General features: G+C 37.4%; 19 protein-coding genes. 14 read left to right on the top strand and 5 right to left on the bottom strand.

Going from position 1 to position 26,260, the window contains the following annotated elements; all coding sequences use genetic code 11:
- Window positions 1–827 precede the first annotated feature (827 nt).
- From AC13EX_RS20895 to AC13EX_RS20875, 5 genes are all read left to right on the top strand, one after another.
- A complete protein-coding gene (locus AC13EX_RS20895; RefSeq protein ID WP_482894190.1) occupies window positions 828–1,280 on the top strand; it encodes a DUF937 domain-containing protein in 453 nt (150 codons plus the stop codon).
- 32 nt (window positions 1,281–1,312) lie between these two features.
- Window positions 1,313–1,720: a DUF4332 domain-containing protein gene (locus tag AC13EX_RS20890; RefSeq protein WP_482894189.1), complete on the top strand. Its 408-nt coding sequence runs from the start codon at window positions 1,313–1,315 to the stop codon at window positions 1,718–1,720.
- Between the two features lie 223 nt (window positions 1,721–1,943).
- Window positions 1,944–3,476: a helicase HerA-like domain-containing protein gene (locus AC13EX_RS20885; protein WP_482894188.1), complete on the top strand. Its 1,533-nt coding sequence runs from the start codon at window positions 1,944–1,946 to the stop codon at window positions 3,474–3,476.
- A 21-nt stretch (window positions 3,477–3,497) separates the two neighbouring features.
- The gene (locus tag AC13EX_RS20880; protein WP_482894187.1) at window positions 3,498–4,712 is read left to right on the top strand and encodes a BaiN/RdsA family NAD(P)/FAD-dependent oxidoreductase; all 1,215 of its coding nucleotides are present in this window, start codon (window positions 3,498–3,500) and stop codon (window positions 4,710–4,712) included.
- A 5-nt stretch (window positions 4,713–4,717) separates the two neighbouring features.
- Window positions 4,718–5,065 carry a hypothetical protein gene (locus AC13EX_RS20875; protein WP_482894186.1) on the top strand — a complete coding sequence of 116 codons (348 nt, stop codon included), beginning with the start codon at window positions 4,718–4,720 and terminating at the stop codon, window positions 5,063–5,065.
- A 348-nt stretch (window positions 5,066–5,413) separates the two neighbouring features.
- Here AC13EX_RS20875 and lhgO read toward each other — a convergent pair whose 3' ends face one another.
- Window positions 5,414–6,613: an L-2-hydroxyglutarate oxidase gene (gene lhgO, locus AC13EX_RS20870; protein ID WP_482894185.1), complete on the bottom strand. Its 1,200-nt coding sequence runs from the start codon at window positions 6,611–6,613 to the stop codon at window positions 5,414–5,416.
- A gap of 208 nt (window positions 6,614–6,821) precedes the next feature.
- Window positions 6,822–7,502, bottom strand: a complete 681-nt coding sequence (locus AC13EX_RS20865) for a hypothetical protein (protein ID WP_482894184.1) — start codon at window positions 7,500–7,502, stop codon at window positions 6,822–6,824.
- A 202-nt stretch (window positions 7,503–7,704) separates the two neighbouring features.
- Here AC13EX_RS20865 and AC13EX_RS20860 point away from each other — a divergent pair, with 202 nt between their 5' ends.
- Both AC13EX_RS20860 and AC13EX_RS20855 read left to right on the top strand, forming a co-directional pair.
- A complete protein-coding gene (locus AC13EX_RS20860) occupies window positions 7,705–8,898 on the top strand; it encodes a Gfo/Idh/MocA family protein (protein ID WP_482894183.1) in 1,194 nt (397 codons plus the stop codon).
- Window positions 8,899–9,073: 175 nt separating this feature from the next.
- Window positions 9,074–11,251, top strand: a complete 2,178-nt coding sequence (locus AC13EX_RS20855; RefSeq protein WP_482894182.1) for a DUF5916 domain-containing protein — start codon at window positions 9,074–9,076, stop codon at window positions 11,249–11,251.
- A 13-nt stretch (window positions 11,252–11,264) separates the two neighbouring features.
- Here the strand turns inward: AC13EX_RS20855 and AC13EX_RS20850 are convergent, their stop codons facing one another.
- Window positions 11,265–12,209, bottom strand: coding sequence for a phytanoyl-CoA dioxygenase family protein (locus tag AC13EX_RS20850; RefSeq protein ID WP_482894181.1), 945 nt, complete (start codon window positions 12,207–12,209; stop codon window positions 11,265–11,267).
- Window positions 12,210–12,367: 158 nt separating this feature from the next.
- On the opposite strand from AC13EX_RS20850, the gene AC13EX_RS20845 reads away from it, so the two are divergent.
- Window positions 12,368–14,860: a PIG-L family deacetylase gene (locus AC13EX_RS20845; RefSeq protein ID WP_482894180.1), complete on the top strand. Its 2,493-nt coding sequence runs from the start codon at window positions 12,368–12,370 to the stop codon at window positions 14,858–14,860.
- A 96-nt stretch (window positions 14,861–14,956) separates the two neighbouring features.
- A complete protein-coding gene (locus AC13EX_RS20840) occupies window positions 14,957–16,687 on the top strand; it encodes a sodium:solute symporter family protein (RefSeq protein ID WP_482894179.1) in 1,731 nt (576 codons plus the stop codon).
- Between the two features lie 107 nt (window positions 16,688–16,794).
- Here the strand turns inward: AC13EX_RS20840 and AC13EX_RS20835 are convergent, their stop codons facing one another.
- Window positions 16,795–17,646 (bottom strand): DUF2911 domain-containing protein, encoded by an 852-nt coding sequence (locus AC13EX_RS20835; protein ID WP_482894178.1) that lies wholly within the window; start codon window positions 17,644–17,646, stop codon window positions 16,795–16,797.
- 237 nt (window positions 17,647–17,883) lie between these two features.
- Here AC13EX_RS20835 and AC13EX_RS20830 point away from each other — a divergent pair, with 237 nt between their 5' ends.
- Together AC13EX_RS20830 and AC13EX_RS20825 are read left to right on the top strand one after the other, a co-directional pair.
- Window positions 17,884–18,810, top strand: a complete 927-nt coding sequence (locus AC13EX_RS20830) for a 2-hydroxyacid dehydrogenase (RefSeq protein WP_482894177.1) — start codon at window positions 17,884–17,886, stop codon at window positions 18,808–18,810.
- A gap of 15 nt (window positions 18,811–18,825) precedes the next feature.
- Complete coding sequence (locus tag AC13EX_RS20825; protein WP_482894176.1) at window positions 18,826–19,662, top strand: universal stress protein; 837 nt, start codon at window positions 18,826–18,828, stop codon at window positions 19,660–19,662.
- On the opposite strand, the gene AC13EX_RS20820 is transcribed toward AC13EX_RS20825, so the two are convergent.
- Complete coding sequence (locus AC13EX_RS20820; protein ID WP_482894175.1) at window positions 19,649–20,347, bottom strand: tetratricopeptide repeat protein; 699 nt, start codon at window positions 20,345–20,347, stop codon at window positions 19,649–19,651. The genes AC13EX_RS20825 and AC13EX_RS20820 overlap by 14 nt on opposite strands.
- 122 nt (window positions 20,348–20,469) lie before the next feature.
- Between AC13EX_RS20820 and holA the strand changes: the two genes are divergently transcribed.
- From holA to AC13EX_RS20805, 3 genes are read left to right on the top strand one after another with little or no spacing between them, the layout of a single operon-like run.
- Complete coding sequence (gene holA, locus AC13EX_RS20815) at window positions 20,470–21,495, top strand: DNA polymerase III subunit delta (protein ID WP_482894174.1); 1,026 nt, start codon at window positions 20,470–20,472, stop codon at window positions 21,493–21,495.
- Between the two features lie 13 nt (window positions 21,496–21,508).
- A complete protein-coding gene (locus tag AC13EX_RS20810; protein WP_482894173.1) occupies window positions 21,509–24,511 on the top strand; it encodes a tetratricopeptide repeat protein in 3,003 nt (1,000 codons plus the stop codon).
- Window positions 24,511–26,184: a TonB-dependent receptor gene (locus tag AC13EX_RS20805; protein ID WP_482894172.1), complete on the top strand. Its 1,674-nt coding sequence runs from the start codon at window positions 24,511–24,513 to the stop codon at window positions 26,182–26,184. The genes AC13EX_RS20810 and AC13EX_RS20805 overlap by 1 nt, the downstream gene beginning before the upstream one ends.
- The last annotated feature ends 76 nt before the right edge of the window (window positions 26,185–26,260 follow it).

Here is a 26,260-nt window from a genome sequence, read left to right as displayed (position 1 = left end):
TTTTATTGATTCTTCTGGATGGCAAAGTAAATACCTTTCAGGAAATATTCAATTATCATTGAAAACTTTAATGTTTTTTAACCAAGATTCTATGGCAACCGCCAAATGTTAATTTTTAGCCTATAATTTCTTACAAATAAACAGCTATACCCAAGTTGAATTTTAAATTGTACCGCCCAAAGTATATCTTTTTTTTAAGTGGAAGGGAATTAGAAGCCCTAAGGCATTTTAATTTCACAATTTTTTTTTGTAAATTTTAAAAGGAATTAGGCGAGATAGGAAAGTTTTTAAAGCCATAAAAATGCAGTATATAAGGTTATATCAAAGATTTATGTGGAAATTTGGTTCAAAATTGTACTATTTTAGGTTTAATAATTAGGTATTTATCATTTTTGATTTAAACAAGATAATTCATTGCTTTAAAATAGTATTATTTCGTTTGGATTATGTTGAAAAAATAAATTACGTTATTAGGTCTATGCTATTCTAACCTATATTTAGTTGAATTATATTGTGCTCAGATTAGTAAGTAGTAAATATCCTAATTATGCGTTTACAATTTAAATAAAAATGATTTTATGAGAGATTTTACCTATTAACGGCTTGAATTGTACCATTTTCTGCCTTTTATCAATCAATAATGTTTATAAAGTGGAACGGTTATTGTTTACTGAAGAAAATGAAATAAGAATCGTTTTATTTAAGTATATGAAATATTAACTGGTAGTTATTCAATAACTGCTTACAAAAATTACCTTTATTTTTGAAGTACGAAATAAACTTATAAATTACAGATTCAAATACTAATCCATATAAAAATAATTCATATGATTTCATCACTATTAGAAAACCTGTCTCCAGAATTGATTTCAGGCTTGACAGAAAAGTTTGGTCTTGATCAAAGTAAGGCTTCAGAAGCAGTAAGTACCACTAAAAGTAGTTTGTTTGAAAGTTTGACAAAAGAGGCAGCTGGAGGAAATTTTGATGGAATTCTTGGTATGCTGAATACTGGAAGTGGACTAACCTCAAATCCCTTGTTTAAAAGCATCTTAGGGAACCTTACTGGTAGTTATGCTTCTAAGCTAGGACTCTCTCCAGAAATGGCGATGTCTATTGCTTCCTTTGTTTTGCCTAAAATCATATCTGCTATTTCTGGCTCAAAAAGTGGGAACATAGAAAAAACGGATTTGGTCAAAATGTTGGGTCAATCTTCAGGAAAAGCAATTGCTGATAAGGCCTCAGACTTACTTAAAGGTGGTCTAGGGGGTTTGTTCAAATAATACTTTAATTCATTAAACTTAATTATATCAAAATGTCAAATTCTATTAGTAAAATTGAGGGAATAGGCCCTGTAAACAAAGAAAAACTATCAGCAGCAGGTATAGTAACCGTTGAGAATTTACTCGAAAAAGGTGCAGGTAAAAGCGGTAGAAAAGAAATAGCTGCTGCAAGTGGTATTGACGAGAAAGTAATTTTGGACTGGGTCAATATGGCTGATTTGTTCAGAATCAAAGGTATAGCCAGTCAATTTGCTGAGTTGCTTAAGGCAGCAGGGGTGGATACTGTTAAAGAATTGAGGACTAGAAATGCAGAGAATTTGCATCAGGCCCTTATTGCTACCAATGAAGCGAAAAACCTGACCAATGCTGTGCCGGCGCTTTCTAAGGTTACAGATTTTATAGAACAAGCTAAAAACCTGGATCCTGTAGTGACCCACTAATACATAAAAATTTATTCTTTTATTAGAAGGTAAGACTACAATTAGCAGCCTTGGTTGCCAATTGTGTAATAATGACACGCTTTATAGGAAAGAAATATGCAAATTCTACATGATTTGTAATAACTTACATCAGCGAAAAAAAAGTACTTACTTCTCTTAAGGTTAAGGCCTTAATGTAATCCATGGGATTGCATTAAGGTTTTTTTATATTAATGACAAATTGATGGAACATTCAGATAAGTTCAAAGAGCATATAAACCTTGGCTATACCTTTAAAAAGGATTCCTTTATCATAGGTACAGGTATGCTTGAAAAAGAAGCCCTTACTGGGGCTCAGGTAAAAATTCCTTTAAAAACTCTTAATAGGCATGGGCTGATTGCTGGTTCCACAGGGACGGGTAAAACCAAAACCCTTCAGGTCATTGCAGAGCAACTTTCATTGAAAGGCATACCATCAGTTCTTATGGACCTTAAAGGTGATCTGACTGGACTTGCTTGTCCAGGAACCAATAATGAACACATTGAAAAAAGGTCTGCGAGTATTGGTATTCCTTATGAAGCTACAGGCCTGCCCGTGGAATTAATGTCTATCAGTCAGGAGAAAGGCGTCAAACTAAAAGCCACCGTTTCCGAATTTGGACCTGTATTGATGGCACAAATTTTAGACTTAAATGATACGCAGTCTGGGATCTTGTCTTTGGTTTTTAGGTATTGCGATATGAAACATCTTCCTTTATTGGACTTGATGGACCTTAGGAGTATTCTGAAATATGTCATTAACGAAGGTAAAGCCGAAATAACTAAGGAGTTTGGGGCTGTTTCCTCAAGTTCCGTCAATACCATTCTCCGCAAGATTATTGAGCTAGAACAGCAAGGAGCGGAAAATTTTTATGGTGAACGCTCTTTTGAGGTTGAAGATTTTGTTAGGCAAGAATCCGGTAGAGGAGTAATATCTATTATAAGACTTACAGATATTCAGAACCGGCCCAAGCTTTTCAGTACTTTTATGCTGAGTCTGCTGTCTGAAATCTATGAAACATTTCCTGAACAAGGTGATCAGGATGTTCCTAAGCTTTGTCTTTTCATCGATGAAGCACATTTGGTTTTTTCAAATGCCAGCAAGGACCTTTTAGAAAAAATTGAGGCAATCGTTAAACTTATACGGTCTAAAGGTGTAGGTATCTTTTTCTGTACCCAAAGTCCAACAGATGTGCCCGATGAGATTTTGGGGCAATTGGGTTTAAAAGTTCAACATTCATTGCGTGCCTTTACGGCCAAGGACCGAAAAGCCATTAAAAAAGCGGCTGAAAATTATCCAATATCACCATTTTATGATACCTCAGAAGTTTTGACAGCCATGGGTATAGGTGAGGCATTGATAACCGTATTGAATGAAAAAGGTATCCCAACCCCTCTTGTTCATACGCTTTTAAGAGCGCCGGTTTCCAGAATGGGTATTTTAAGTACTGAAGAAATTGACTTACAGGTAGGAAAGTCCAATTTGACAAAAAAATACAATGAACCTATCAATAGAGAAAGTGCTTTTGAAATTTTAGAAGAAAAAATCAACAATGCGGCTCCTGAAAAGGAAGAAATGGAGGCCCCTTCTAAAAGTCAAAGGAAAGCTTCGGCTGCTAAAGATGTTGGATTTTTTGAATCGTTGAGTAAGAATACCATGGTACGACAACTAGGAAGAACATTTTTCAGGGAATTGACCAGAGGAATTATGGGTTCATTGACCAATAAAAAAAGATAAACAGGAGGCTGAATTAATATAGTGAGAAAATTACAGGTTGGAATAATAGGAGGAGGTGCCTCTGGTTTTTTTGCTGCAATTCAGGCAGCTAAAAATGGTGCAGAAGTTTTTTTATTTGAGAAAAGCAATAAAGTACTGTCTAAAGTATTGATTTCAGGGGGAGGAAGGTGCAATGTTACCAATGGCACCAGCTCTCCTTCTGAGTTTCTGAAAGGTTACCCCAGAGGCAATAAGTTCATGAAAAAAGTGTTCAAAAGCTTTAATCCTAAAGATACTTTGTCCTGGTTTGAAGGTAGAGATGTTCCTTTAAAAATGGAGCAAGATGGTCGTGTGTTTCCTGTAAGTGACAAGTCTACCAGTATCGCCAATGTTTTACAAAAGGAGGCTCATTCTTTTGGAGTTAAAGTGCTCTACCAATCTGGAATACAAGAAGTAAAACAGGTTGATGGGAAGTTTTTTCTTAAGAGTGCTGATAACAATTGGTCAGTAGATAGATTGATTATCTGTACAGGAGGAAAACCTAAAAAAGAAGGGTACACCTTGGTAGAACAACTTGGTCACAGTATTCAGCCACCTATACCTTCTCTTTTTACTTTCAATTCTCCCTCTTCTCAAATAATAGAACTCAAAGGTTTAAGTGTTCCAAATGGGCACATTCGTTTTGAAGGAAGTCAGCTACAATATTCAGGTCCTATATTGATTACGCATTGGGGTATTAGTGGTCCTGCTGTTTTAAAATTATCCGCCTTCGGTGCAAAATGGTTACATGAAAAGGAATATGAAGCTGTAGCATTAATAAAATGGCAAGCCGATTTCACGGAAGAAGGATTAAGGACTGAATTGCTGGCTTATAAAAAAGAACACCCACTTAAGAAAATTTCTCGAAACCCGCTTTATGGTTTGCCCGCTAGACTATGGGAATTTTTGACAGATAAAGCTGAAATCGAACATGAATTAAGATGGGAGGCTGTTAATAAGAAAAAAATTAATAAATTAATCGAAAAATTATTTAAATTTTCCTTAATAGTCTCAGGAAAAACTATCTTTAAGGAAGAATTTGTAACTGCTGGTGGAGTAGAATTAAATGAGATTGATGCCAACACCATGGAGAGCAAATTGGTTAAGGGGCTTTATTTTGCAGGAGAGGTTATTGATGTAGATGGAATAACAGGAGGATACAATTTCCAGGCAGCTTGGAGTACAGGTTTTTTGGCCGGAAATGCTTCAACTAATTGACAAATATGGAAGGTAATTTAGAAAATATAGATTTTATTAAGATTGAAGAAATGGTAGAGGATGATTTGGACTTCCGAAACCAATTATTGGATGCAATAGAAATTGCTGTTGAAGAATTAGAGAGTGTCTATCTAAAAGGTATTGATGCAGAAGATCTAGAATTAATTAAGCAAGCCAGGCATAAAATTAAACCAACCTTAGCACTTTTTGGACTGAAACGTATTTCTCATATATTGGCCTTGGGCAAGGGTAAGATGCTAGATGATGGTTTTGGCCCTTGGATAGAGGCTCATAGACTTGAATTTAAGGAAGCTGCCTTAGCTATCCTTACTGAGGTAAGAAACTACCGATAAAATTTATATTGGAACATAACTTTTTAGTTATTCCCCTAAATTGGCAATTGACCTTCTCAAATTGATGGAATAGTGTCTGTTTGAAGATCTCACCCTAGTGGAGCTAGTTTAACCCGAAATATGCAATAGACAATCTATTACGTGCTGAAATCTCCAAACAGCCTGATTTTCTTGCGATTGCAACACTTCCCGTAAACACGGGACAGGCTTCACCCCTGACTATTATCAGGACGGAGAAATGATATTACATAATCCGGCTTTAAAATCCCCAAACAAAATTGTTTTTGATTTTTAGCTTTTAGATAGAAATTGAGCTAGCTTACCTCTAAACCCAATACTTTAACCGATTTAAACTTTTTGTAAGGCAATCTCGCTGATTTTATCTGCTATGGAAAGTGCACTTGTGGCTGCTGGAGATGGAGCATTGATTACATGCACCGCTTTAGCTGTTTCCTGGATTGCAAAGTCATCCAATAATCCTCCATCTTTGTCACATGCTTGGGCCCGAACACCTGCACCACCCGATACTAGATCTGAGGAAGTAATGTCTGGAATTAATTCTTGCAAAGCAGTAGTGAAGGCTGCCTTAAAAAAGGACCTTTTGTATTCTCCTAATCCTGTTTTCCAAAATTTACCTGCCACTTTCTGTAAGCCTGGCCAAGTAACGGCATCCATAAACTCTTTGAGGTCAAAATCAGTTTTTTTGTAGCCCTCTTTTTTAAATGCCAATACAGCATTTGGACCAGCTTCCACACCTCCCTTTTTCATCCTGGTAAAGTGGACGCCCAGGAAGGGGAAGTTTGGGTCGGGAACTGGATATATTAAATTCTTAACCAGGTATTCTCTTTCTTTTTTGATCTTAAAATATTCTCCTCTGAAGGGGATTATCCTTATTGGTAGAGGGTCCTTTTCAAGCATGCCTGCTACCTTGTCTGCATACAGTCCAGCACAATTAATTACGATTTTAGTGCTGATTTCCTCGCTTGAAGTGTTAATGGTGATGGTATTGTTTAAATCTTTAATATTCAATACCTTATGTTTGGACAAAACTACTCCTCCAAGAGCTTTAAAGTTTTTTTCATAGGCCAAAGCAACTCGCTTATAATCAACAATTCCGGTTTGGGGAACATGCAATGCGCCGAGACCTTGGCAGTAGGGCTCAAGTTCCTTAAGCTCTTCCATGCTTATGGATCGAACACCTTCAAGCCCATTTTGTAAACCTCTTTCAAGTAATCGATAAAGTTGTGGAAGTTGATCCTCTTTGGTAGCGACAACCACCTTTCCTGTTATTTCAAAAGGTATTTCGTTTTCTTCACAGAATTTCACCAATTGATGGTAACCATTGATACAATTTTTAGCTTTGAGACTTCCGGGTGCATAATACAATCCAGAGTGGATGACCCCACTATTATTTCCCGTTTGGTGGCTGGCCACTTCGGCTTCCTTTTCCAAAACAACCACCTTTAGTTCTGGTCTTTGTGTTTTTATCTTTAACCCAGTGGCCAATCCAACGATTCCACCTCCAATAATTGTAATATCGTAAAGCATATTTCTATTTTCTAATGCAACAAATATACACAGTAGATTGATAAATTTTTTCCTGTAAGGTCTTTACTTTTACCAAAAGTCTGCCTTCATGCTTTCTAAATTATAGAGCCATTTTGTCAATTTCAGTTAAAGAAAGTAAGGATTATAGCTTATTGTGGCAGATGGTTTCAGAAGAAAAATAATGGTTATTCTCTATTTCGGATTCTGCTTACCAATCGTCATTGTCTTCTTGTTCTGGACTTTCAATGTCGATATAACTTGAAAAATAATCTGGATATTTTTCTTCAATGACCAAGTTTGAGCATTGGAGGAAATCATTGATCTTTAGCAGTTTTTCATATCCGGGTTCCTGAACATGCTGGGGCACCTTGTACAATCTTGGGTCGTCTTTTTTAAAGCTTCCTTCTGCTGAAAACAGAAAAGGCCATAAGGTTTTGGAGCAGGAATAAGCAATATAATCTATGGGATAATTATTGAGGTATTGGGAAATTTTATTGTTGATATCTTCAAAGAACTTTTCCGAAGCACCGAGTCTTACCCTTGAACCAGCCCGTGATTTTCCTTTGGTTTTCAAATATTTAATCTGGCTTTTGCCTTGTTTTTTTCTCACCATATAGGCCCGGAATACTTTATGCTCCGTATTAATGCCTTCTTCAAAATAACCCACTGCAGCAGTTCCTGCTCTGACCAACAAGACAATCCAGTTCTTTTCTGCCTTGGTGACTTTATTGGCTATTGGGTCAAAGCTAAGGTTGAAAGGAAGCCATAAATCGCCTATTATTTCTTCTTTATCATGTATCCTCAACTTATGCTTTGAAGCAATATAGCTCAGGCTAAGTTGTTTAGTAAGAACCCAGTCTAAAAATTTTTCAATATTGTTAATAACCATTTATTGGAATTTGCAAATCTGTATTTTACCAAATCATATCTCGTATAAATTATAAATAAAGATTACTTATAAGGTTTATTATGTTCAGTGATTTTGGTACATTTAGTATTTTAAAACACGAATATACAATTGGTTTGCCATTGTTTCCGGCACCGAATGACTTCATTATAACTTATTGTTGATTTAACCCAAAATAGATACTATGAATATTGCTATGCTTGGTTCAGGCTTCATCGCCCGTTTTTATGCAGATACATTACATGCCCAACGCAGATTGGACAGAATAATTAGCGTTTATTCCAGGAATGCTGATAATGCAGAAAGATTTGCTCAGGATTATGGGCTGGATAGCTTTAGTACGTCCATGGAGGAAACAATCAACAGCGAAAAGGTGGATGTAGTGATTATTTCCATGCCCAATCATTTACATGAAGAAGCTGTTATGGCTTGTGCGGAAGCCGGAAAAGCTGTGCTATGTACCAAGCCATTAGGGAGAACAGCAGCAGAAGCCAAAAGAATGCTTGATGCTGTAGAGAGTGCAGGGATCTTTGCCGGCTATTTGGAGGACCTTTGTTATACTCCGAAATTTTTAAAGTCCGTCGAAAGTGTCAATGCCGGAAGTCTAGGTAAAATTTTATGGACCAAGTCCAGGGAGGCGCATCCTGGTCCGCACAGTGATTGGTTTTGGGACAAGGAGCAGTCCGGAGGAGGAGCCATTATTGACCTTGGCTGTCATTGTGTAGAGATTGGGAGAAATTTTATAGGCAAATCCGTTCGTCCTGTGGAAGTAATGTGTTGGGCGGATACCCAAGTTCATCCCATAGATGCTGAAGATCATGCCATTGCTTTGGTGAAATATGAAAATGGAGCCATAGGGCAATTTGAGGTGAGTTGGACCTTTAGGGGAGGGATGGATTTAAGAGATGAAGTAATGGGTACAGAAGGAACGATTTGGTTGAATAGCTTTCTTCGGACTGGTTTTGATATGTTTACTACAGGAAAAGGAGCAAAATATGTAGCAGAAAAAGCAGAGTCAGATTCAGGCTGGTTGTTCCCAGTAGGTGATGAAGCCCATGAATTGGGTTATCCACATATGTTTACGGATATGTTTGATGCCATGGACAAAGGCAAGGAGCCCAGAGAGACTTTTTACGATGGATACATTGTCAACGCAATTTTGGATGCGGCCTTTTTATCAGCCGAAAGTAAATTATGGGAACCAATAAAAATCGATGATTGGAGGGGGGATCATATCAGCGAAAAAGAAACAAATTACATTAGTCATGATGCTGAATACTATCTTATAAAGAAAGAGACCTTACCCAACGGGGATGAAAAGCTAATTTTGAAAAGCAAGGCAACTGGTAAGGTGATTCAAAAAACAACAAGGAACTAACCATTTATAAACTCATTTCGCAATCGGTATAATCATCAGGGGTAAATGAAAAAAACACCCCAGTTATATCCTAGTTTTTATATAATTTAAGTTATTATTGCGCTTTAAATTAATTATTTTATTTATTACCTGTCAAAGGCTCTATTTTTAGTTTTGGCGGTAAGGTGAATTTGTCATGCGGAAAAGTATAGTTTTATTATTAGTGACCCTTCTCGCCATTCCTGGAATGGCTCAAAAGATCAATGAAGATTACAGGTTAAATATAAAGAGAGCCAGTTCTCCAGTTTTGATTGATGGTATTGTGGATGAGCAGGCTTGGGCTGATGCCGATGTAGCCAAAGACTTCTTTATGATTCTTCCTATGGACACCAGCTATGCTGATGTGAAGACGGAAGTGATGATGACTTATGATGATAAACAAATTTATCTTTTGGTAATCAATCATCATGGGGAAGAAGGTCCCTATTATGTAGAGTCTTTGCGACGTGACTTTGCATTCGGTAAGAATGATAATTTTCTACTTTTCATGGATCCCTTTGATGACCAAACCAATGGTTTTTCTTTTGGTGCCAATGCTGCCGGAGCCCAATGGGATGGAATCATGTACGGCGGAGGAAGTGTGGATTTAAGTTGGGACAACAAATGGGTTTCCAAGGTTCAGAATTATCCAGACAAATGGGTTTTTGAGGCAGCCATTCCTTTTAAGTCTATAAGATATAAAAAAGGAATCAAGGAATGGGGCATTAACTTTAGCCGTAAAGACCTAAAGTCAACTGAAAAATCATCCTGGGCACCTGTTCCCAGACAATTTCCTTCAGCCTCATTGGCTTATACTGGTACCTTGGTTTGGGATGAAGCTCCACCAGAGGCAGGAATGAATGTTTCTGTGATTCCCTATGTGATGGGAGGTATGGTAAAAGACAATGACAGGGAGTTGCCTTCAGATTATCAAAACAGGGTAGGTGTGGATGCTAAAATAGCCGTTAGCTCCTCTTTGAATCTTGATTTGACAGTTAATCCAGACTTCTCCCAAGTAGAAGTTGATAGGCAGATTACCAATCTAGACCGCTTTGAATTGTTCTATCCTGAAAGACGACAGTTTTTCCTGGAAAATGGTGACCTCTTTGCAAGTTTTGGATACGAAACCATTCGTCCTTTCTTTTCAAGAAGAATCGGATTGAATGCCCCCATACAATTTGGTGCAAGATTGAGTGGTAAAATCAATAAGGATTGGCGAATTGGCGCCATGAATATGCAGACTGGAAAAGTAAATGAAACCAATACTCCTGCACAAAATTTCACCGTTTTGGCCGGACAAAGAAGGGTAGGTCAAAGGTCAAATATCGGAGTGATTTTTGTCAATAGAACAAATGTTGGTTCAATGCCTTTAGATGGAGATAACCCTGGAGACCCGATTTTTAGCTATAACAGAAACGCAGGTGTTGAATATAATTTGGCTTCTTCCAATGGAAAATGGGCAGGTAAAGCTTTTGTTCTTAAATCCTTTAGTCCTTTAAAAGAAAATGAAAGCATGGTCCATGCGGCCAATATCAGGTACTTGGGTGGTAATTTGATTTGGGAATGGAAACATGAGTATGTTGCCCCAAATTACTTGGCAGAAGTAGGTTATGTGCCTAGAAATGGCTATTACAGAATTAACCCTAATGCTTCTTATTTGTTTTTCCCTAAGAGTAGACTGATCCTGAACCATGGGCCTACGGTCAACACTTCCTTATTTTACGATATGGAAATGGAACAAACTGATAATATCACTGAATTTTCCTATGGCTTGAAGTTTAGAAGTCAAAGTATTTTGACTGCAAAATATGCTTACAACCATATTATACTACAAAGGCCTTTTGACCCTACCAATTACAGCCAGTTTACCCTTGATGCATTTACAGAACATCAGTGGAACTCCTTTGGACTAGAATACATTTCCAAACCTCAAAGTTTATTTACCTACACGCTTTCTTCTCAATATGGAGGGTATTTTGCTGAAGGCGAACGTTTCAATCTGAATGGTGAGGTAGGTTATCGCTTCCAACCTTACGTTGGATTATCTATTACAGGTAATTACAATCAAATCGATTTACCTGAGCCTTGGGGGAACAATAAATTCTGGCTTGTTGGGCCTAGAGTTGATGTTACATTTACCAATACCCTGTTCTTTACTGCCTTTGGCCAGTACAATGAGCAAATAAACAATATTAACCTAAATACCAGGTTCCAATGGAGGTTTAAACCAGCCTCTGACCTTTACTTGGTTTATACAGACAATTATTTGCCTGCACCATTCTATGTGAAAAACAGAACATTGGCACTAAAATTCACCTATTGGTGGACTTTATAAATCCTTTTGGGGCTTACCAAGAAGTAAGTCCCAAAAGTTTTTTTCCCAGAGGACTGAGTTCAGCCTGTGGGTATTTTATTTGTTCCCATTTTCTTGGGTCTCCGGGAAAAGCATAGCCTTCGGGAGCAATTTTATTTTTCCAGGATGATATCCTCCAGTTTCTCATTTCCTCATTGTCTTCTTCAGCCGGCATCATGGATATATATTGAGCCATACGGACTTTGTTTTCGCTGAGGTTTGGTCGTATACCATGAGGAAGTTTACTATTGAAAATCAATAAATCTCCCTCCTGTAATTTTACTTTTGTCAATTCAAAACCACTGATGTCAGGTTTAAAATGATCTCGGTCTATTGGTTGGCTTTTCTTCCAGGTAGCATAGGTTCGGTAGAGTTCAGGGATACATTGAAATCCACCAACAGCTGTGTCAAGCTGGTCATTTAATGCCACAAACCCCTGAACATTTTGAGGATTTGTCTCGGGATCATAATCCCAATGGATAAACCCCTTAAATTCAAAACCCGGTCTTGAAGGAAGGTTAAGGTTTGCCCTGTCAATGGTCACCCATAAATTTTCCAAGCCCCAAATATCTGAGAATGCTTCATACACTTTTGGATGCTGTCGGATATTCCACAGGTACTGGTGGTTGTAAATCTCCACCATTCCACTGTTGGTAAGTTCCTTCATTTCCATTTCTTTGGATTCCTTAGCGTACCATGTGGAAATATCATTGGGATCTTTCTCTTCAAATTCCCATAACAAATTGGATAATCTTGAAGTCATGGATTTTGGAACTGCTTGTCTAATGATCACATAACCATTTTCTTTCCAGAAGTTCCAATCTGAGTCTGACATTACTTTTAAAGGTAAGCCATTGGACCTATCGTTCAATGTAAATTTGCTCGAATAAGCGGTCGAAGGATTGCCTGGAATGTCTTTGTGGTTTTTATTAACGGCCATTTTGGATTTATTTACTTTACAGACCTTTATAAGTTACTATTTTAAATTAAATTCTACAAAACCCTAACTGAGGGAATTAAATTCTTAGGCTTGTCTGCCTATATTTCCATTAATATAATTTAGTTTTAGGTTAATTATCACAATGCTTACTTTTAACTATGACACCTAAATTAACCAAGCGAATCTACCAAGTCTTTATAAGTACATGTTTGTTTTTACTGGTTCTGGTATTTTCCTATCTTCCCCTACATGCCCAAAGTAGTGCAGAAATCTACCATGGGCTTTTGAAACTTAAAGAAACCAAAAGGGTGCTTTATGTAGCAGCGCACCCTGACGATGAAAACACTAGATTAATAGCCTATTTGGCCAATGAAGAAATGGCTGAAGTCGCTTACCTTTCACTCACCAGAGGAGATGGAGGACAGAATCTTATAGGTAAAGAACTGGGCATTGAACTTGGGATGATACGAACCCAAGAATTATTAAAAGCGAGAGAAACTGATGGAGGAAAGCAGTTTTTTTCCAGGGCCATCGACTTTGGCTACAGTAGAAACCCTACCGAAACACTTAATAACTGGGATCGACAAAAACTATTGTCCGATGCGGTTTGGGTGATCCGTAATTTTCAGCCGGATATCATAATCACCAGATTCAATACCATACCTGGAATTACCCATGGACACCATACTACTTCTGCTATTATAGCCAGTGAAGCCTTTAAAATATCCGGAGATCCCACTGTCTTTCCCGAGCAATTGTCTCAGGTAAAACCCTGGTCTGCAAAAAGGATCTTCTGGAATGCATATAACTGGGGCGGGGTGTACGAACCAAAGCCTGATAAACAGTACCATGAATTCCAAGTTGGGAAGTTCAATCCAATACTAGGAATGAGCTATTCCCAAATAGCAGCCAATAGTCGTACAATGCATAAATCCCAAGGTTTTGGGTCTACTGCAGCAATAGGAGAAGGTACAGATTTTATTGAGTTTGTGGATGGACAGACTTACAGTGAATCTCCATTTGAGGATTTGAAGAATCGATGGACACTTTTGCCTAATGGTAAAGTGATAAGTAGTAAAATTGATGCCTTGATTGCAAGTTTTGATTTCGTAAAGCCAGCCAATAATATTGGTAAACTGATTGAAATCAGAAAAGAATTAAATAAAGTCCAAGGAAATTTACCTTGGGTCAATGATAAGAAATCGCTTATCAATCAATTGATTATGAAAACGATAGGGTGGAAGGCATTGTTTCTATCTGATACGGAACTGAATTACCCTTCATCCAGTATTCAAGGTAAGGTTATCCTTAACCAGGTTACTGAAAACCCCATTAAGCTTGTTTCCTTTAGGGTATTCGATAAAACCTTGGATTTTGACACAAACCTGGCTAACAATAAGTCTGTCCAGAAGGAAATCGTCTTTGCAATTCCTTCCAACCATTTGAATTCTCAACCTTATTGGCTTAGAAATGAACCTGAAAACAACCTGTATACTGTAAAGGATCAAGCCATGATCGGAAAACCATACAATGCACCTACTGTTGAAGGAACATTGTCGTTTTCTTTAGAAGGAGAACATTTTGAATTGGCAATGCCCCTACAATACCGATACAACGATCCGGTCAATGGAGAAATTATCCAGCCTTTTAAAGTAGTTCCTGAGATTTCTGTGAGTGTGTCCCAAAGCAATGTCTTTTTGTTAAACAATATCCCGGCAAACTTGGATGCGGAAGTGTACTTCGGCAAAGAAATAAGGGAAGGGAAGCTAAAAATTGAAAGCCTAAAGGAAAGTGAGTTTTCTATTGTAGGTCAATCTATCGACGAGAAAAATAAAACGATTCGATACCAAATTCAACTTAAAAATTCGAATGGAGAGGAAAAATCAGCTCACAAGGTGTATTATGAAACGGCGGATGGTGAAATCTTTCAAGAGAATACCAAACGCATTTTGTACCCACATATTCCTAATCTCACCTATTTTCCTGAAGCCTCCTTTAACCTGATCAGGCTTAATATGAAATTGAGCAATCAAACCATAGGATATATTTCTGGGGCTGGAGATGATATTCCCGGAATATTGAATAACCTTGGTTATTCTGTTGAGCGTATTGAGGAGGTACAGTTGGGGGCGGATTTATCAAAATATTCCACCATTATTACTGGGATTAGGGCTTTCAATGTAAACCAGGGATTGGCTTCTCATACCGATGCTTTGATGGAATATGTGAACAATGGCGGAAACCTTATAGTACAATACAATACAAGTTCATCCCTTCTGAGTAAAGAATTTGGCCCTTATCCATTGACTTTGTCCAGAGACAGGGTCACCGTTGAAAACTCCCCGGTAAAGGTTTTGCTTGAAAATCACCCAGTGCTTAATCAACCTAATAAAATCAGTGCAAAGGATTTTGATGGATGGGTACAGGAGAGAGGCTTGTATTTTCCTGGTGAATGGGACCCACATTATAAAACACCACTATTAATGCAGGACCCAGGTGAATCTGCCTCAAAAGGAAGTCTCCTGGTAACCAATTACGGTAATGGAACTTATACCTATTCAGGTATATCATGGTTTCGTTTACTACCTGCTGGTGTCCCAGGTGCGATCAAACTTTTTGTTAATTTAATTGAACAAGGAAATGAAGAATAGCAAAGAGTATGAAAATTGGAACCGATTGTATTGGCTTCAAATAATTGTTTTAGGGATTTTAATAGGTCTATTGTATTGGCTAACTAAGTATTATTCATGAGTTACCTGGATTGGACTATTTTATTTGGAACCCTGTTGGTCATAGCAGGATATGGAATTTATAAAACTTATGGGCCTAAGGATATGGACAAATATATCCGTGGTGGCAATGACATGAATTGGCTGACCATTGGCTTGTCCATAATGGCTACGCAAGCTTCTGCCATTACCTTCTTGAGTACGCCTGGTCAGGCTTATTCTGATGGCATGCGCTTCATTCAATTTTATTTTGGTCTACCCGTGGCCATGATATTTATATGCGTTTTTTTCCTACCAATATACTACAAGCTAAAGGTTTATACAGCCTATGAGTTTCTCGAACAAAGATTTGACCTAAAGACAAGAACTTTGACTGCTGGTCTATTCTTGATTCAGAGAGGTTTGGCTGCAGGTATCACCATTTATGCTCCAGCCATAATATTGTCAACCCTATTGGGCTGGAACCTGACTTTTACGAATATTTTTATAGGAGTAATAGTAGTGATCTATACCGTTTCCGGAGGTACTAAAGCTGTTTCAGTTACCCAAAAGCAGCAAATGACAGTAATGATGGGAGGGATGATTTTGGCAGGAATTATTGTGGTACAAATGATACCAGTCAGTTTTACGGAAGCATTGCATGTGGCAGGTAAAATGGACAAGCTCAATATTGTCAATTTTGAATTTGATTTATCTGATAGGTATAACTTTTGGTCAGGATTTACTGGGGCATTGTTTCTTTTCCTTTCTTATTTTGGCACGGATCAATCCCAGGTACAACGTTACCTCAGTGGTAAGACCTTGACTGAGAGTAGAATGGGCTTAATGATGAACGGATTCCTAAAAGTACCCATGCAGTTTATCATCCTTTTTATAGGGGTGATGGTATTTGTCTTTTACCAATTTTATCAACCTCCAGTTTTCTTTAATACCATTCAGCTCGATAAATTGAAAGAGAGTGAATACTTGCATGATTTTAATGATCTGGAACAAACGTATACCAATATTTTTGAAAGTAAGGGAGAAAGTATAAATGGGCTATTGGGAGCCATCGAAAATGAAGATCAAGAAGCCATAGACCAGTATAAATCTGCTATCAGTGACCATACCAAGGCACAGGAAGATGTAAGGGACCAGGTAAAAGAACTGATTGTAAAAAATGATCCATTGGCAGAAACCAGGGATACGGATTATGTGTTTATGCGCTTTGTGATGGACTACCTTCCACAAGGAGTCATTGGGTTGCTCTTCGCTGTTATATTTAGTGCGGCCATGTCATCTACCGCCTCAGAGTTGAATGCATTGTCTTCCACTACCACGATTGACATTTACAGGAGATCAATAAATAAGGAACAAAGTTCAAATCATTATATGAAATCATCCAGGTGGTTTACTGTATTGTGGGGAGTATTTGCCATTCTTTTTGCCACTTATGCGACGCTGTTTGAAAACCTTATACAGGCCGTTAATTTGTTAGGTTCCTTGTTTTATGGAAGTATATTGGGAATATTTATGGTAGCGTTTTTTATGAAGTGGGTAGGAGGGAAAGCTGTTTTCTTGGCAGCCATAGTTACTGAAATACTTATCCTTACCCTTCACTATTACAATGGCAAAACTATTGGAGATTTAAGTATTGACATTGGCTTTTTATGGTACAATGCCATAGGCTGTTTATTGGTAATGGCAATTTCGGCATTGCTTAGCCTATTTATCCCTAAGCCTAAAAAGCCAACAGTAAGCAAAGGCTAGCACTTCTCAAAATGGGAAAAAAGCTAAGGAATTTGAATTAAATATAAAAATCCGAAATAGGTAAAATTTATAAGTTGCCTATTTCGGATTTTTATTTACTAAGGCCCTTATTTTTTGATTGCGTTAATTAATCGCTGATTTAGGGCTACATAGTCAGGGTTTCCGGCTTCTTCGGCCATTTCCATTGATTTCTGAGCCGCTGCGATGGCTTCACTTGTATTACCCAATGCAGCTTGAATTTTTGCTTGGAGGTGAACCGTGTAATATTTGGGATCTGTTTCAACTGATTTTGCTACCCATTCACTTGCTAAACTAAGGTCTTTACCTTGGGTATAGTAATAATTGGCAGCCTGAAATAACAATCCCGGATCATTGCTTTCTTTATCGATAAGCAGGCTTCTTATTTGACTCATAACCACACGATCCACTTCCATTTCTATTTTGAAGCTTACTGTGGTCTTGTCCCATGAGAGATTAAATTGAGCTCCGGAATCTGTCAGGTCAGAAAAATGAATTTCCATTGACTCAACAGGCTTTTTAAGCTTATTAACTTGGACATTTATTCTCAGTGCATCATCAGATGGATCATACCCCATAGCACCCCATAATTCTGTATTGTTAGAAAAGATAATTGTCCACTCTTTTTTCTCAGGAATGGAGTAAATGGCATATTTACCAGCTTTCAATGTTCTTCCATTTACCTTAATATCCTTATCAAATTCTAGTGTGGTAGGATTATTTGCTCCTGTTCTCCATACCTTACCAAAGGGGACCAATTCCCCAAATATCTTTCTGTCTTTCTTACTTGGACGAGAATATTCGAGATGTAGTGTAGTGAGTCCTACTTGCTGAGTTATTTCACTATTTGGGCTTGCCTGAGGCATTTTTATCTGAGCAAAAAGATTCAAATTAACAAGCGAAAAAAGTCCAATTAGACAAATGATATTCTTTGTTTTCATAGATATTATAATTAGATTGTACTAAAGCTTATCTGTGAGTAAAAAGGGCTTACTGAACAGGTAATAATTTTATTTAAGCGGTTAAATCACCTATTTGTAAAGATAAGGAATTTGTTAGGAAATATTTATCAACCCCCATTATGTTGCTTGGCGTATCCACCTCCTGATACATCATATACAAAGCGTATATAAAAGCATTAGTTAAATTCAACAATCCAAAACCAATTAACTCTTTATATGGCATTAGCAATTGTTGCGCCAAATAAATCTGCAAAAGAGCTTAATGCCTGGAAGGGCATTTTTCTTGAACTAGCACCAGATATCGATCTTCAAATTTATCCAGAGATAAAAGACAAGGCGCTTGTGGAAGTAGTTGTATTGTGGCAACATCCTAAAAATATTCTCAAGGAATTTCCAAACCTAAAATTAATTTGTTCAATGGGTTCCGGTGTAGATCATATCATGTCGGATTATTTCCCTGAAAATGTTCCTATTACAAGAATTGTTGATCCCCGACTTACCTTTTCCATGACCAATTATGTAGTGATGGGAATTCTCAACTATCACCGGCAATTTAAAAGATACTTGATAGATAAAAAGACCAAGACCTGGGACATGACCCAACCGGAAATTCCCATTTCGGTGGGAGTAATGGGAGTAGGTGAACTGGGAGGCGATGTGTTGGATAAGGTCAATGCTCTTGGGTTTCCATGTTTTGGATATGGTAATTCACCCAAAGCATCTTTTAGGTATCCCTACTACTATGGGGACCAAATTCAGGATTTTTTGGATCAGGTAAATATCGTCGTTTGCCTTTTGCCTCTTACATCGAAAACAGAAGGGTTTTTGAATGCGGATCTTTTTGCCAAGTTTAAAGAAGGTACTTACCTTATTAATGTGGCAAGAGGGAGTCATCTGGTGGAAGAGGATTTAATCCCTGCCATTAAATCAGGACGTATCTCAGGTGTTTTACTGGATGTTTTCAGGAAAGAGCCTTTGGATAAAAATCACCCATTTTGGGAACAAGATGAGATCATGATCACTCCCCATATTGCCAGCATTACTAATTATAAAGCTGCTGCTCCTCAGATAATTACCAATTATAGAAACCTAAGTAAAAATATGCCTTTAATTAATGAGGTAAGTGCAGAACAAGGTTATTAAAATTAATTTTTGACTATGAAAAATTATACCATTCTTTGTCCAATAGACTTTTCAGAATCTGCCTTAAACGCAATTGAATATTCGGCCAAATTAGGAGAGAAGTTGGGCGCAGAATTAATTATCTTCCACGTCCCTGACAAGGAAGATTATCAAAAATTATTTCCATCCAAAGCACTTGAAGACAGCTTGCCTGCTGCAAGAAAAAAACTTGAAAACCTGGTTAAAGTTGTACAGGAAGAAAGTATTGACAAGGGCTTAGTTTCTTGTCGATCACTTATTATGGAAGGAAAAACTGTAAAAACCATCCTTGATTATTCAGAAAACAATAAAATAGACCTCATAGTAATGGGGACAGAGGGGATCAATGAATTCAAGAATAATTTCATTGGAACCAATTCCAGCAGGGTAGTACAAAATGCCAGTTGTGATGTGTTTATTATTCCTAGAAAGGTTTTCTTTAAACCTCCCAGAAAACTTGTGTACGCCACTGATTATCTGGAAGAAGATAAGCTAGCTATACAGAAAGTAGTACAAATTGCTCAGTGTTATTCTGCCGAAATTGACGTGGTCCACGTAAGCTCGAAATCAAATATAATAGACAAAGCCCAATACGAGTATTTAAAGGAAGAATTGGCTCCTTTTATCAGTTATGAAAAGGTGAATTATGTTTTAAAATCCTACCGTGATGAACCTGCATTGGGCTTGGAAAATTATTTGATTACTTCCAGAGGAAATATATTATTTACCCTAAGCAAAAAGAAAAGTTGGTTTGAGAAACTCTTCACCAATAATCTTTCGAAAAAAATGTCCTATTTTATTAATAAACCCCTTTATGTAATCAAGAGCGTTTAAATTTTGTCTTTATAAAAGATATAAACTCAGCTCTGGTTTCTTTATCTGTAAATACGTTTGTTAATACCTTAAAATAGGCTTTTAAGTTGAGCCCTTCTTGTTTTTTAACTGGCTCTTCGATAGTGTTTTGCGGAGCATTATCAATTTTGGGAAGCGCCGATTCATTGCTTTCAGGGGCTTGGTAACCAGTAAGTTTGTCTGCTATGGAATAACTTTGCTTGGATTGCTCTTTATACCCAAGTTTTTCTTCTACAATTCCTTTATTGTTATGCGCCACGGCATCTTCTGGATCTAGTTCTATGGCTTTTTCATAGTCGGCTATTGCTCCGTTGAGATCGCCAATTCTATCCCTAAAATAGGCCCTGCTTGAATAGCGGTAGGGATTGTTTGGATCAAGGTTTAAGGCCTGGTCAAACGCTTCCTTGGCTTCATGGTTGCGATCCAATAAGTGTAATACTACTGCTTTATCTGAAATATAGGTGGTATTGTAAGTGTCTAATTCAAGCAGTGTATCAAAATCCATTAAAGCTTCTTCCAAAGCACCAAGTCTGGATTGAATACGCGCTCGGTAATGCAGGTAGGCAGGAACTTTCCCTTCCTTTACGATTAGCTGGTTAAATACAGCCAAGGCTGCGTCAAATTTTCCTTCCTTGTAGAATGAGATGCCTGTTTCTATAGTTTCCACCTTAAATTTGCTTTAGTGACATAATACATACAAAAGTAATGAAGGTATTGTTTCAATCAACAGTTAATAATCCTTTATTCTTTTTATATTTGGCCTGTTTTAGTTTCATTTTTAAACCAGGTATGCCCAGTAAACCGGAAAGTATTTTAAAAGATCTGGAAGCAAATAAATTTGCACCTATTTATTTCCTTCAGGGTGAAGAGCCTTATTTCATTGATAAAATTACGGGTTTTATTGAAAACAACGCTTTGGCTCCTCAAGATCGTAGTTTTAACCAAACGATAATGTATGGAAAAGATGCTACAGTAGCATCCATTCTCAATAATGCCAAGCGCTTTCCTATGATGGCTGATAGGCAGGTCGTAATCGTTAAAGAAGCCCAAAACATTCCAGACCTTGGAAAAGAACTAGGGGATCAGCAGTTAATCGCCTATATTAAAAATCCGTTACCTAGTACAATTCTGGTTTTTGCCCATAAATACAAAGTTCTGGACGGACGTAAAGCCCTTGCAAAAGAGCTGGACAAAAAAGCCATTCTGGTAAAGTCAGATAAAATCCCTGAATACAAATTGGCTCCTTATATAGACCAATATGTGAAATCAAAGGGACATACCATCGAAACCAAGGCTTGCCAGATTCTAGCCGAATCCATTGGGAACAATATGGAGGTACTGACCAATGAAATTGATAAAATGATTATTAATTTTAATGAACCTGAGAAAATTAACGCAGGGCACATTCAGCAATTCATTGGCATTAGCAAAGACTTTAATAATTTCGAGTTGACAAAAGCCATTAGCTATAAAGACATATTGAAGGCGAATACCATCATTAACTATTTTGGTCAAAACACCAAGTCCCATCCCTTAATACCCATACTGTCACTTCTTTACATCCATTTTTCCCGACTTTTATTAGTCAAAGCCAATAAAAACTTAGGTGAACGGGAGCTTGCAGGAGTTATTAAGGTAAACCCTTATTTTGTTAAAGAATACACCATTGCAGCTAAAAATTATTCTTTAGGCAAGATTATTGATGTTATTGGATACCTTAAGGAGGCGGACTTACGTTCCAAAGGGGTAACGACTACCAACTCTGTCGATGATAGTCAGATATTAAAAGAACTAATTTTTAAAATTCTTCATTGAGCGCAAATTGAGAATGAGAAAAACATTTCTATTTTATGGTTTAACCTTACTAATGATAGGTCAGGTTTATTCCCAATCCAGTTTATATCAAACCAGTCTGGAAGCTAAATTTCAGGATGCACTTGAACTGTTTCAAAAGGACCAATTTTCCTCCTCTAGAGAAGCTTTTGACAGGTTGTCTACGCATCCGGATATCAATGAGAATAGCCGGGCAGTAGCTGTTGCCTATTATAAAGCTTTGTCCTCACTTCGAGGGGATTTTCCTGAAGGTACCTCTCTGATGGATGCTTTTATCCTTGACTATCCCAATGAATCTCTAAGAAATGAAGCAGCTTGGATTCTAGGAAATCATTATTTTGTCAATAGGAATTACAAAAAAGCCATTAGCAATTTTGACTTGCTACGCAATGTGCCGCTTACCACAGATCGACATCCTGAATTTTTTTTTAAGACAGGGTACAGTTATTTTCAGTTAAAGAATTACACCCAAGCTAAAAGTTATTTTGAACGGGCAAAAACCTATAGGAGTCCCTTTTTGGCCAGTGCTTATTTCTATGCAGGATACAGTTCATTTGAACAAGGCGATTTTGAAGCGGCAGCCAAAGACTTTAAGGAAGCAGAAAAATCCAGTGAGTACAGTCTGAAAGTACCTTATATGTTGGCTGGTATTTATTACAGACAACAAAAACTAGATACCTTGATTGAATATGCAGCACCTATAATTAATAATAAGGGGCTCGAAAACAGCGAACAAATTCACCTGCTATTGGCAGAAGCCTATTACGACAAAAATAACTTTAGTCAGGCAGCAGTTCACTACATGGCTTTTTGGACTGCCAAGAAAGGAAAGCTATCTAGAGACCAACAATATAAGGCTGGTGTTGCCCATTATGAAAATAAACAATTCGCTGAAGCAAGCCAGTTTTTTAAAGAAGTGGCTTTAGTAAACGATGAATTGGGACATCTTGCCAGTTACTTTTTGGGCTATGCCTATATTCAGCAGAAAAACTTACCCTTCGCTGCCAATAGTTTTAATGCGGCTTATAAATTAGACTTTAGACCTGAAATTAAGGAAGAAGCCTTGTTTAATTATGCCAAAGTAAGTTTGGAACTAGGTAAATTTCAGGAAGCGATTACAGCTTTGGATACCTACCTGAATGAATACCCTCAGGGTAGTCAAAAAACAGCCGCTGAGAATTTACTTAGTGATGCCTTAGTCAATACCAATAATTATCTCCGTGCAATAAGTCACATGGAGAAAATGAATAATAAATCGGATAGGATTAAATCTGCTTACCAGAAAGTCACCTTTTATCAGGCAATGACCTATTATAGGGACAATAACCTCAATGGGACACTTAGGTTATTAGACAAGTCACTTCAATACCCCATAGACAAGTCCTTGCAATACCAGGCGCAATACTGGAAAGGTGAAGCCAATGCAGCTAGTAATAAGGATAAAGTAGCGATTCAAGCTTATGAAAAGTTGATTAGCATGAATCCACCTTCTATGGACCCAAGTCTTATCCGAACTCATTATGGATTAGGCTATGCCTATTTCAATGACGGCCAATATGACAAAGCTGAAAGACAATTCAAGAGCTATACTGACAAATTAAAGAATAGTAGTGACAAGCAGCATTATGATGATGCTTTTATAAGACTTGGAGATACTTATTACGTGCAGAAAAAATTCACTGATGCTGCCAACGTTTTCCGAAGAGCGGTAGCTGAAAATAATGCTTACAGCGATTATGCCTATTTCAGAGGAGGAGTAGTGGCAAATTTTCAGAACAATAACCGAGAGGCAATCAGGCAATTGGATCAAGTGATAAACAATTTTCCAAATAGCTTGTACATGGAAGATGCCTTGTACCAAAAGGCTCAAATTCACATGGAAGAGTTGAATTATAGCCAAGGTAGAGATGTCTTTTCAAAACTAATTAGTAATAAACCTAACAGTCCTTTCATACCTTTTGCCTTGGAAGGGAGAGCCGTTGCTAATTATTCTCTAAAAGACTACGACAAAGCCATAGAAGATTATAAAATGATCTTGGATAAATATCCGAATGCTGAGAATGGAGAAACCGCCTTGGTTGGTTTGCAGGAAAGTTTGTCCTTACAAGGAAGGTCACAAGAGTTTTCCACCTATTTGTCGGGATACCGCAAGTCCAACCCTAGTAATAATAACCTACAAAATGTAGAGTTTGAAGCTGCAAAAAGTTTGGTATTCAATCAGTCATACAGTCAAGCACTTACTGCCTTACAAAATTTCATCAGGAACTATCCCAACTCAGCTCAACTTCCTGAAGCCAAGTATTATTTAGGCGATGCTTATTTTAGACTGGGAGACAATGCCAAGGCCTTGTCTATTTACTACGAGTTAGAAAATACTAGTGATAACAACCTAAAAAGTAGGGTATTCCAAAAGCTTGCGCATATTGAATTTGGCAATGGCAACTATTCCAAAGCCATACCTTATTATCAGTTTACGGCCCAAAATGCCCGAAGTAAAGCGGAGGAATACGAGGCTACCTTCGGATTGATGCAAGCTTATTTTGAAACCAAAGCTTATAAGGAAGCCATCAGGAGTGCAGACAAGATTCTTGAATTAGGGAACATCACTGTTGATTCTGAATCCAATGCTTTATTGATCAAAGCTAAATCCCTTGAAAACACCAATGCAGTTGACAAGGCCATGCTGGTGTACAAGCAGCTGATGGAAAACCATAAAACTGAACAAGGAGCAGAAGCACTTTATAAATTGGCTTTGAGACACCATGAAAAGGGTGAATTTTCGCTCTCTAATGAGTTGATTTTTAATAATTCACAACCTTTTACCCAATACGCCTATTGGTATGGAAAGCAGTTTATTGTGCTAGCTCAAAATTACATTTCCATGAATGAAAAATTTCAAGCAAAAGCTACTTTAGAATCCATTATAGAAAATGCTACGGATGACACTGTCAAGCAGGAAGCAGAATCTTTATTAAAAACCATCAACTTAGCCAATTAATGAAGCCTATAAAATATTTATTAACTGGATTGATGATAATTTCTGGGGCTGTCCAGGGAATTTCTCAAGAAACCGCAGCGCCCCAAAGAGGTGAAATCAGGGACACTGAATTTATTATCAGGAAAGACAGGGTATTAAGCCTACCTCGTCAATTGAGGGTATTTGAAAAAAGTCCTGCACTTCCTCCTGTATCTACTTCAATCAATTACAATTATCAGGTTAAAAACTTTGATGCCACATTGGCTCCAGTTGACATCAAATTTCAACCATATGAGAAATCTTTTCCTAAGCCAAATAATGACCAAACCCAGGCAATAGTAAAACTAGGTTATGGAAATTATTCTTCACCATTGATTCAGGCAGATTACCATAACATGAGCAATGATGATTATACCTATGGGGCTCATTTTAAACATCAGGGATTCTATACAGGCCCTGTAGATGGTATCAATTCAGCGGAAGACCATACGGATCTATTACTTAATGGAAGTCTTTACAGGGATGATTTTGAGGTTTATGGTAGGTTGGGTTATGAACGAGACATGCATCATTTTTATGGGTATACAGTAGATCCAGAAAATTTGGTAATGCAAGATTCTATCCGTCAGGTTTTTGGGACAATCAAAGCCATGGCAGGTTTAAGAAGAGTGGAAAGGACTGAGCCTTTCGATTATGAGGCCAATGTTGCATTGCGCTTGTTCAATGACCGGTTTGATGCCAAAGAAAGTGAAGTAGTTGTAAGAGCAAATGCAGGTTTTAGGGCCAACGATTTTCTTAAGGGAGGGATAAACAGTCTATTGGCATTTACTTCTCCAAGTGATATTTATTATGATGATATTCAAAGAAATTACTTTAAGCTTCAGCCGTATGTGCAATATGCCAAAGATGCTTTTAAGATTAAAGTAGGAGCCAATGTTATCCAGGAAAACGATATAGTTCCTAATAAAACCAAGGAATTTCATGTTTATCCTTTATTGAACTTGTCCTATCATGTTGTTCCTGAGTTGGGGATTTATGGTTCTTATGAAGGAGATGTTATAAGAAATACCTATTACGATTTTATTCAAGAAAATCCATTTTTGGGGCCTTCTGAAAACCTGAAGAACACAATTAAGAATTTTCAGATTGATGCAGGGATTACAGGAAAAGCCAATGACCAGGCCAATTATAAGGTAGGGTTTAAATATGGAGACTTTACGAATATGCATTTCTATGGCAACAATGAAATGGACAGTACGAGGTTTCAACTTATTTATGACAATAATTCCAAAGTATTGGAATACCATGCCTCTCTCGATTATACTTTTGATGAGTGGTATCAACTTGATGCTTCTGCGCATTTTTACCAGTATACTTTGGATGAAATTGATGCAGCATGGCACCGTCCTGAGTGGGAGGCCAAGTTAAACAACACCTTTACACCGGATGAGAAGTGGCTTATTCATGCGAATATTAATGCAATGGGTGGAATAGATGTAATAAATTTAGCTTCGGATAGCCAAAGAAAACTTGGAACAATAGTGGATCTTCAAATAGGAGCAGACTATTCGTTTACCAATAGGATTTCTTCTTTTATTTATGGCAATAATTTACTCAATCAGAAATACCAGCGATTTAACAACTATCAAGTACGTGCCATTCAAGTAATAGGCGGCGTTGGGTTTAAATTTTAAAAAATGGTAAAAACCAATAAGAAAATATTGGTGCTAGATTTTGAAATTTTATAAAAGGATTGGCGGAATTATTGGT

Source organism: Cyclobacterium sp. L-R, from assembly GCF_056859355.1.
The sequence above is the reverse complement of the archived record's forward strand: the minus strand, read 5'-3'. Positions and strand labels throughout refer to the sequence as shown.

What these genes read in the sequence shown, in the direction of transcription:
- AC13EX_RS20865 (WP_482894184.1), bottom strand. Translation starts at nt 7,502, where the DNA reads ATGGTTATTAACAATATTGAAAAATTTTTAGACTGGGTTCTTACTAAA.
- AC13EX_RS20810 (WP_482894173.1), top strand. Translation starts at nt 21,509, where the DNA reads ATGAGAAAAACATTTCTATTTTATGGTTTAACCTTACTAATGATAGGT.
- AC13EX_RS20805 (WP_482894172.1), top strand. Translation starts at nt 24,511, where the DNA reads ATGAAGCCTATAAAATATTTATTAACTGGATTGATGATAATTTCTGGG.
- AC13EX_RS20885 (WP_482894188.1), top strand. Translation starts at nt 1,944, where the DNA reads ATGGAACATTCAGATAAGTTCAAAGAGCATATAAACCTTGGCTATACC.
- AC13EX_RS20825 (WP_482894176.1), top strand. Translation starts at nt 18,826, where the DNA reads ATGAAAAATTATACCATTCTTTGTCCAATAGACTTTTCAGAATCTGCC.
- AC13EX_RS20840 (WP_482894179.1), top strand. Translation starts at nt 14,957, where the DNA reads ATGAGTTACCTGGATTGGACTATTTTATTTGGAACCCTGTTGGTCATA.
- AC13EX_RS20830 (WP_482894177.1), top strand. Translation starts at nt 17,884, where the DNA reads ATGGCATTAGCAATTGTTGCGCCAAATAAATCTGCAAAAGAGCTTAAT.
- AC13EX_RS20845 (WP_482894180.1), top strand. Translation starts at nt 12,368, where the DNA reads ATGACACCTAAATTAACCAAGCGAATCTACCAAGTCTTTATAAGTACA.
- AC13EX_RS20895 (WP_482894190.1), top strand. Translation starts at nt 828, where the DNA reads ATGATTTCATCACTATTAGAAAACCTGTCTCCAGAATTGATTTCAGGC.
- AC13EX_RS20860 (WP_482894183.1), top strand. Translation starts at nt 7,705, where the DNA reads ATGAATATTGCTATGCTTGGTTCAGGCTTCATCGCCCGTTTTTATGCA.
- holA (WP_482894174.1), top strand. Translation starts at nt 20,470, where the DNA reads ATGCCCAGTAAACCGGAAAGTATTTTAAAAGATCTGGAAGCAAATAAA.
- AC13EX_RS20850 (WP_482894181.1), bottom strand. Translation starts at nt 12,209, where the DNA reads ATGGCCGTTAATAAAAACCACAAAGACATTCCAGGCAATCCTTCGACC.
- AC13EX_RS20835 (WP_482894178.1), bottom strand. Translation starts at nt 17,646, where the DNA reads ATGAAAACAAAGAATATCATTTGTCTAATTGGACTTTTTTCGCTTGTT.
- AC13EX_RS20890 (WP_482894189.1), top strand. Translation starts at nt 1,313, where the DNA reads ATGTCAAATTCTATTAGTAAAATTGAGGGAATAGGCCCTGTAAACAAA.
- lhgO (WP_482894185.1), bottom strand. Translation starts at nt 6,613, where the DNA reads ATGCTTTACGATATTACAATTATTGGAGGTGGAATCGTTGGATTGGCC.
- AC13EX_RS20875 (WP_482894186.1), top strand. Translation starts at nt 4,718, where the DNA reads ATGGAAGGTAATTTAGAAAATATAGATTTTATTAAGATTGAAGAAATG.
- AC13EX_RS20855 (WP_482894182.1), top strand. Translation starts at nt 9,074, where the DNA reads ATGCGGAAAAGTATAGTTTTATTATTAGTGACCCTTCTCGCCATTCCT.